This window comes from Methanomicrobium sp., assembly GCF_055145805.1.
This window is the reverse complement of sequence record NZ_JBSREC010000067.1, coordinates 1-6,999: the sequence shown is the minus strand read 5'-3', so window position 1 is coordinate 6,999 and position 6,999 is coordinate 1. Positions and strand designations below refer to the sequence as shown.

General features: G+C 39.6%; 9 protein-coding genes and 1 pseudogene. 5 read left to right on the top strand and 5 right to left on the bottom strand.

Annotated features, from left to right (window positions below):
- A partial coding sequence (locus ACTB1O_RS06335) for a DnaJ domain-containing protein (protein ID WP_462994295.1) occupies positions 1-538 on the top strand: 538 nt, incomplete at its 5' end.
- Positions 539-704: 166 nt separating this feature from the next.
- Complete coding sequence (locus ACTB1O_RS06330; RefSeq protein ID WP_462994294.1) at positions 705-1,613, top strand: hypothetical protein; 909 nt, start codon at positions 705-707, stop codon at positions 1,611-1,613.
- A 30-nt stretch (positions 1,614-1,643) separates the two neighbouring features.
- On the opposite strand, the gene truA is transcribed toward ACTB1O_RS06330, so the two are convergent.
- Positions 1,644-2,435, bottom strand: coding sequence for a tRNA pseudouridine(38-40) synthase TruA (gene truA, locus ACTB1O_RS06325; RefSeq protein ID WP_462994293.1), 792 nt, complete (start codon positions 2,433-2,435; stop codon positions 1,644-1,646).
- Positions 2,432-3,100, bottom strand: coding sequence for a CehA/McbA family metallohydrolase (locus ACTB1O_RS06320; protein ID WP_462994296.1), 669 nt, complete (start codon positions 3,098-3,100; stop codon positions 2,432-2,434). The genes truA and ACTB1O_RS06320 overlap by 4 nt, the downstream gene beginning before the upstream one ends.
- A 46-nt stretch (positions 3,101-3,146) precedes the next feature.
- On the opposite strand from ACTB1O_RS06320, the gene ACTB1O_RS06315 reads away from it, so the two are divergent.
- Positions 3,147-4,559, top strand: coding sequence for a dihydropteroate synthase-like protein (locus tag ACTB1O_RS06315; RefSeq protein ID WP_462994292.1), 1,413 nt, complete (start codon positions 3,147-3,149; stop codon positions 4,557-4,559).
- A gap of 13 nt (positions 4,560-4,572) precedes the next feature.
- Here the strand turns inward: ACTB1O_RS06315 and ACTB1O_RS06310 are convergent, their stop codons facing one another.
- Positions 4,573-5,019, bottom strand: a complete 447-nt coding sequence (locus tag ACTB1O_RS06310; protein ID WP_462994291.1) for a universal stress protein — start codon at positions 5,017-5,019, stop codon at positions 4,573-4,575.
- Positions 5,020-5,133: 114 nt separating this feature from the next.
- Here ACTB1O_RS06310 and ACTB1O_RS06305 point away from each other — a divergent pair, with 114 nt between their 5' ends.
- Both ACTB1O_RS06305 and ACTB1O_RS06300 read left to right on the top strand, forming a co-directional pair.
- Positions 5,134-5,502 (top strand): Mov34/MPN/PAD-1 family protein, encoded by a 369-nt coding sequence (locus tag ACTB1O_RS06305; RefSeq protein ID WP_462994290.1) that lies wholly within the window; start codon positions 5,134-5,136, stop codon positions 5,500-5,502.
- Complete coding sequence (locus tag ACTB1O_RS06300) at positions 5,503-5,943, top strand: adenylyltransferase/cytidyltransferase family protein (RefSeq protein ID WP_462994289.1); 441 nt, start codon at positions 5,503-5,505, stop codon at positions 5,941-5,943. It begins immediately after the preceding gene.
- A 48-nt stretch (positions 5,944-5,991) separates the two neighbouring features.
- Here the strand turns inward: ACTB1O_RS06300 and ACTB1O_RS06295 are convergent, their stop codons facing one another.
- The gene (locus tag ACTB1O_RS06295; protein ID WP_462994288.1) at positions 5,992-6,654 is read right to left on the bottom strand and encodes a M48 family metallopeptidase; all 663 of its coding nucleotides are present in this window, start codon (positions 6,652-6,654) and stop codon (positions 5,992-5,994) included.
- A gap of 8 nt (positions 6,655-6,662) precedes the next feature.
- Positions 6,663-6,999, bottom strand: a pseudogene (locus ACTB1O_RS06290) (hypothetical protein); the annotation flags it as partial.

Sequence of the window (6,999 nt, the reverse complement as noted above, 5' to 3'; positions counted from 1 at the left end):
AGCTTACCGCAGTCTTGCAAAGGCATTTCACCCGGATACGTCCACTCATCCAAACGCTAAAGAGAGATTTCAAAAGATAACAAAAGCATACGAGATTTTGGGCGACAGCGCAAAACGTGAGGAGTATAACACCGGTTATAATTCTGATGAAAATATTTTTCCCGATGAAGATGATGTATTTTCGAAAGCTTCTGAAGAAACAGATGAATATTCCAATGTTTCATCCCATGATAATGATGAATTTTCAATTATGGCTGATTATGAATTCTATTCTGATGAGACTGAGAATTTTCTGGTTAACGGCCAGAAGAAAATCTTCAAAAATGCCCGCCATATTATTGTTAAAGACACTGAATACATAATTGACGGCGATGAGCTGATAAATATTGGTGGAATCCACAGTTTTACTCACGAGGGTTACGAAAAATACTTAATTGACGGTGAGGAAAAGAGGGTCTTTAATGCCAAACATTATTATCAGAATGGTTCTGAGTTTGTAATAATTGATAACAAGCCATACAGGATAAAAAGTTTTTAAGAGATTCGAAAAAAAAAAGACATTGCAGTTTTTTTATCAGATACAAAGAGAAATATACCCGTTTTTCTGTCATATTATCTTATCTTTTTTTAGGACATTTAATGAAATTTCACCAGAATGACTTAAATATTTATAAACAGATCTATTCTCTTAAGGTGAAGATTATATGGTAAAATTGCCTGATAAGGAATCACTTGAAGGTTTTACAAAAAAGGTGAGTGAAGCTGTAAAACTGCCGGGTGAAGAGGAAAAATCCAGTAACGGAAATGGTCTGTCAGAAAAAGAACTGGAAAAAATTCGTGAAGAAGAGAGAAAAAAGCTAGAAAAAGAAAAAAATGACAAAGATGCAGCAGAGAAGGCTAAAAAATATGAGGAGATAGAGGCTCAAAAGCGTGCCGAGGATGAAAGACTTCTTGCGGAAAAGAAAAAACAGCTTGAAATGGAGAGGCTTGAAAAAGAGCGCCAGGCAGAAGAGCTAAAAAAAGAGCAGGAAAAGGGGCTCTGGGCAAAAGAAGAGGATAAAAAGCGACTTGAAGAAGAGAAGAAAAAAGCTGAGATAGAAAAGGAACTTTTAAGAAAACAAAAAGAAGAACAAAAAGCAGCAGGAACGCAGAATCATACCTTAAGAAACATTCTGATTATTGTTGTAATAATACTTGCAGTCCTTGCAGCCGGATACGTATCTCTCATAACAGGAAATGACAACATAAATGCATACGGATATCCGCTTTCTTACTCGGCAACCTATGATATTCTGATTCCGGACAACACAGATATAAACTTTGCAGGAATTCCTGTAAGAGCAATAAGCAGCGGCGATTCTGTTACACTTATAATTAACAATGACAGAAGAACCCTTGCCAAAGGTGAAACAGCAACATTCCCTGCAAAACATATCATAATAAAAACGCTTGGAATTACAGTCTTTGATTCGGATTATGAGGTGACAGCAACATACCTGGGAGTTGTGACAAACAAGGACGATTTCAGGACTGTTATTAAGACTTCCCAGCCGATTCCGTCATGGCTTGTAAGCCTCATGAAGCCGTCCGGCATTCAAATAATTACGGTATAATTTTATACCCGTTTATTTTTTTTTTATTTATTACCAGATTTCAGATATTTTTTTAAGCTGTGAATAATATCTCAGATTATCATTTGTAAACAAACGACTTTTTTCATGAATATTTACAGGGATAAAATCAATTCCGCATTCAACATCCCAGAGAATCAGGCCCTCGGGGGGTGCTGCAGGAAATCTTTTGCGGGAGGGAGTTTTCAGGGCTTCTGACACCTCTGACGCATTTAATACCCCCCTGCCGACAGAGTCAAGAGTGTATGCAATACAGCGTACCATATGCCATAAAAACGAAAACCCGCTGATCTCATAGACAAAAAAATCATCCTCGCGGTATAATTCTGATGACAGCACCTCACGCTCAAAGGCTTTTCCGTTCGGGCGGGAGAAAGATCTAAAGTTGTGCTTGCCTTCAAAAATGTCTGCTAATTCTTTCATATCATTAAAATTGTATGAAACTCCGCCGGCACCTTCCGGAAAATAATAGCGGTATGTTCTTTTTTTAGCAGCAAAACGTGGATTAAAATCCGGGGGTACTTTTGCATATCCTGTAACCCGGATGTCGGAAGGGAGCTTTTTGTTTACAGCAGAAACCGCCCGTTCAGGATATTCTGTATTAAACGCAATTATCTGACGTTTTGCATGAACTCCTGCATCAGTTCTTCCGGAAACTGACATCTCGGCCTTATATGCACTGGAAAAAATACCAAGGTCACAGAGACTTTCGATAATCTCCCCCATAACCGTTCTTTTATCTGCCTGCTGCTGGGAGCCGTGAAAACTGGTCCCGACATATGAAATCTCAAATGCAAGCCTCATCTTCTGTGTACACGCCGGATTATCTTTCTTTTTGTATTCTTAAGTGACTGGCGGGTATATGAACGAAGTGGTGTCATCTTTCCGGTCGGTTCTGTGTTTGCCTGCCTTATCGCCGAAAGTATAGAAGGCACATTCTTCTCAGCGTCGACAAGGGTCACCCCATATCCGACAAAGCGGGCATTGTGGGCATCACTTCCGGCAACACAGGGTTTTCCAAAGAATTTTGCTTTTCTGCCCGCCTTTTTGTTTGCAGAACCAACAATATATCTGCTGTTAAACGATTCAACTGCATCAACTGCATCAATTGCAGTCTTCAACTTTATGGCAACCCCATGCCTCCACTGATGATATGGATGAGGAAGAATCAAAAGACCGCCTTTTTCCCTTGCAATCCTGACGGTCTCAAAAAAATCCATTCCTGCAGGAATTGCCTCTGTAATTCCAAGAACAAGAAGGTGGCCCTGCCTGGTTGAGACCTCAATACCGGGTATTACAAGTACATCTGATCTCTTTTTTAAGGCATACAGTGAACCGTCAACAGTATCATGATCAACTATTGCTATTGCATCAAGGCCATTTTTTTCCGCACGTTCTAAAATGTCCTCAACACTGCTCTCACCGTCACGTGAAAAATTTGTATGGACATGAAGATCACATCTCAGCATCAGATCAGTAGTATTTTTCACCTATTGCATATTAATTCAAGCTACAATGACAATTCTCCTTCCCACCGGTTCACTTGCATATCCGCTTGTCAGAGAATCATCAAAAGGTTTTGACGTTGTAATTACTGTTTCCGGCAAAATTGCGGCATTTATCACTCCTGCGACACTAAAGGAGCTTATCAGAAAAAACCCATGTGAAATGGTGCTCGTATCAGGAATGTGCACTGCAGATTTCACAGATGTGGAAAAAGAGACAGGAGTGCCTGTTTTCAGAGGGCCGCGCCATGCAGCAGACATAGGACTTGTTCTGCAGTCAATAGATAAAATCTCTCTTTCAAGAACAATTCCCGCAGATGAGATGCTTTATGAAACCCGTAAATCAGATGCCTGCGGCAGACTTGTTAAAAATGAAAAGGATTCATCCTCTGACTTTGAGATTAAAGGACTTAAAATTGGAGGAAATTCAAGGATAAAAGTCCTTGCAGAAATTATGGATGCGCACAAATCAGAAGGTCTAAAAGATAAAGTCACTTATTTTTTTGATTCCGGCGCTGACATCGTGGACCTGGGTTTCGGATTTGATGCATCCCCTGATGACGTTACAAGAACCTTTGAATCCTTAAAAGGTATTGACGGAATATATGCGGCAGATACACAGGATGCTGACCTGATAAAAGCAGCACTTCCCTATGCTGACATATTCCTCTCACTTCAGGAGATAAATATACCATTAGTTGCAGAAGAGATAGCCGCTGCCAAAAAAGCGGCAGTCATTATTCCTCTTGAAGAAAGCCTTGAAAATAACATAAAAAAAGCCGAAAAAGCAGGCATAATAAAGATAATTGCCGATCCGCTCCTGCAGCCGGTTGGATCAGGTCTTATCAGTTCACTTTTTGGATTTAAAGAGTTAAATGTCCCGATTTTTTTCGGAGCAGGCAATGTTACAGAACTTATAGATGCCGACTCTCCCGGAGTTAATGCACTTCTTGCCGGAATGGCAAAGGAGGCAGGTGCATCAGTTGTCTTTACAAGTGAGCACTCCGACAAAACCAGAGGAAGTGTTTCGGAGATGAAAAGGGCTGTTAGTATGATGGCCCTTATGACCAACAGACCTTACCCAAAAGATCTCGGACTCTCTCTTTTCTGTATAAAAGAGAAGAGAAGAAGAAGGACACCTCCGCTCTCATATGAATCAGAAATACCTGCAGAGAAGATGCCGGATAAAATTGATTATGATCCCCTGGGAAACCTGAGAATAGGAACAGAGGGGGATTTTATTGTTGCAGTCCACAACAATACGGCATTTAAGGGAAAAAATTGGGAAGATGTCTTTTATACGCTTATGAAAAATAACCGCATATCACTGATGGATCACGCCGCATATCTCGGAAAAGAGCTTTATAAGGCAGAATTATCACTAAAATTTAAAAGAAGTTTTGATCAGGACGGGCCTTTTTAAAAACCCTTTTTGCCTATCTTACAACAAGAACAGATATTTTGCTGTTGGAAACAATTGCAGCACTTACACTTCCCAAAAGAAGTCTTTTTGCCATCCCTTTTCCTGTTGAACCAACGATAATCAGATCTGCCTTTATCTCACCCGCATATTCCAAAATCTCATCACGGGCATCACCCAGACGGGATTCAAATTCAACATTGCAGTTATTTTCCAGCGCAAGTGCCTTTGATTCAGCCAAAATCTCTTCTCCCTCGGATTTTAAAAGGCCGAATATCCTCTCGGAAGAAGGGTCAGCAACACCAAGTGCCGGATCAACAACAGATGACCCGTAAACTCCGGTATTAATTGTATAGACTGCATAAATCTTTGAATTCCATGAAGATGCAAGCTCCATACCCTTTTTAAGAGCTATTTTGGCAGATTCAGATCCATCTATTGCAACAAGTAGCGTAGAGTACATATGATACTTTTAATAATCTTAATCTAATTAATTCTATCCAAACAGAGTAATGAATTATGCCAAAATAGGCTAATGAAACAATTATCTGTCAGGCATTTAAATATATCATGTCATATGCCGGATATCAGGATTCGAAGAGAACTTTTGGAAACACTTTTTGCACTTGGAAAAAGTCAGCATCCAAATGAATTTCTGGCAATTCTAAAAATAAAAAACGGAATTATTGAAGAGTTTGAGCTTGCACCCGGAACAATTTCAAGGGAAACGAGTGCAAGTTTTGATACTTATATGATGCCTCTTGACACAAATATGGCAGGAAGCGCTCACTCGCACCCGTCAGGTGCGGTAAGACCCTCAGATGCAGACCTGAGATTCTTTCCAAAGGTTGGCAGGTATCATATCATAATAGGTGCGCCTTACAATGATGATACATGGAGAAGCTTTCGTGCAAACGGCGAACCTTTTGTAATGGAGGTTGTATAAATGGTAAGAGTTGTTGCGACAGGAACTTTTGACATACTTCATCCGGGTCATATCTACTACTTAAACGAATCAAAAAAACTCGGTGACGAGCTTTTTGTAATAATAGCCCGGGATGAAAACATAAAACATAAGCCAAAGCCTGTTATGCCTGAAAAACAGCGTCTTTTCATGGTTCAGTCATTAAAGGTTGTCGACAACGCACGCCTCGGTGAGATTGACGACATGTTAAAACCGATTGAGGAAATTTCCCCGGATATTATTACAATCGGATTCAACCAGTATTTTGATATTGAAAATCTTCAGAGCCGGCTTGACTCAAGAGAAATCAGGGCAAAGGTTGTGAAAATTTCAGGCTTTGAAGGTGAATTTTTTTCAAGCTCAAGAAGCATTATGCTGCAGATTTTAAAGAAACGCTGCCATGATTTTAATGAACCGGAATAATTATTTTTTTAAAAATAATACCTGATAAAAAAAATTCTTTTCGCAGCATTATTCAAGCATCGCCTTCCAGAATACATTCTGCTCAATAATTCGCCAGCATTCCTTAAGATTTTCCCTGTAAACCTTATATTCAGGGCAGTAATTTCCCACAATATTCCAGAAATTTTTAGAATGGTTGTGCTCTTTTAGATGCGCAAGCTCATGTATTATGATATAATCACGAAGGTGAGGAGAAAGGGCTGCAATCCGAATATTAAAGCTTAATGTGCCGCGTGTTGAACAGCTTGCCCAGCGGGTTTTCTGGTTTCTTATTGAAAAACCCTTACAGGAAACACCAATACAGGCTGCAAGGTCTGTGACACGGACTTCCAGATCTGTTTTCAGCTTTTTTGCAATAAAATCCCTGAGGCCGCCAACAGAAGGATAGAATATTGTCATATTTTCATAATCAAAAAAGCACAAATCACCCTCTTCAACAGAGAAGTAATTGCCGTAAAGAAGCATTTTAGTAAGTTTATCCTCGTAATTTTCAGAAAAGTTCTGCCTCTTTTCAATGTGGGATATTATCCAGTCCTTCTTTTTTAAAAGAAGGTCTGAGACATCATATCCTTCTGGAGCAACAACCCTTAAAGTGCAGTCGGAAAGAACAGACAACCTGATATTTTTTACAGGCTTTCTCACAACAGATACAGAAATACCTTCAAATTTCATATCCAAAACTAATATTTATCTTCTGTTTTAAGCATTCCAATAGGACTCTCAACATTCGGGCGGCGTTTTAAGGTTATCCCATAATGTTTTGAAAGCATATCCCTGACCTTTTCAGACTCAATCCATCCGACATCAAGTCTGGTTACTATCTCATCTATTTCCTGAGCCTGTGATATTATTTTCAAACCCATATCACCGCCGTACAGGTCGGCAAGGCCGACTATTGCCTGAAGGGGATTTCTGATATGATCATTTAATATTGCAAACTGCTCCATATTCTTCTCTATCTGGAAGAATGCTTCTTTTTTGAGTTCTTCAAGATTATAGTTTTTAGTCCTAGATCGG

Coding starts and splice junctions, on each gene's coding strand:
- ACTB1O_RS06315 (WP_462994292.1), top strand. CDS start 3,147: ATGACAATTCTCCTTCCCACCGGTTCACTTGCATATCCGCTTGTCAGA.
- ACTB1O_RS06305 (WP_462994290.1), top strand. CDS start 5,134: ATGCCGGATATCAGGATTCGAAGAGAACTTTTGGAAACACTTTTTGCA.
- ACTB1O_RS06320 (WP_462994296.1), bottom strand. CDS start 3,100: ATGCTGAGATGTGATCTTCATGTCCATACAAATTTTTCACGTGACGGT.
- ACTB1O_RS06300 (WP_462994289.1), top strand. CDS start 5,503: ATGGTAAGAGTTGTTGCGACAGGAACTTTTGACATACTTCATCCGGGT.
- ACTB1O_RS06295 (WP_462994288.1), bottom strand. CDS start 6,654: ATGAAATTTGAAGGTATTTCTGTATCTGTTGTGAGAAAGCCTGTAAAA.
- truA (WP_462994293.1), bottom strand. CDS start 2,435: ATGAGGCTTGCATTTGAGATTTCATATGTCGGGACCAGTTTTCACGGC.
- ACTB1O_RS06310 (WP_462994291.1), bottom strand. CDS start 5,019: ATGTACTCTACGCTACTTGTTGCAATAGATGGATCTGAATCTGCCAAA.
- ACTB1O_RS06330 (WP_462994294.1), top strand. CDS start 705: ATGGTAAAATTGCCTGATAAGGAATCACTTGAAGGTTTTACAAAAAAG.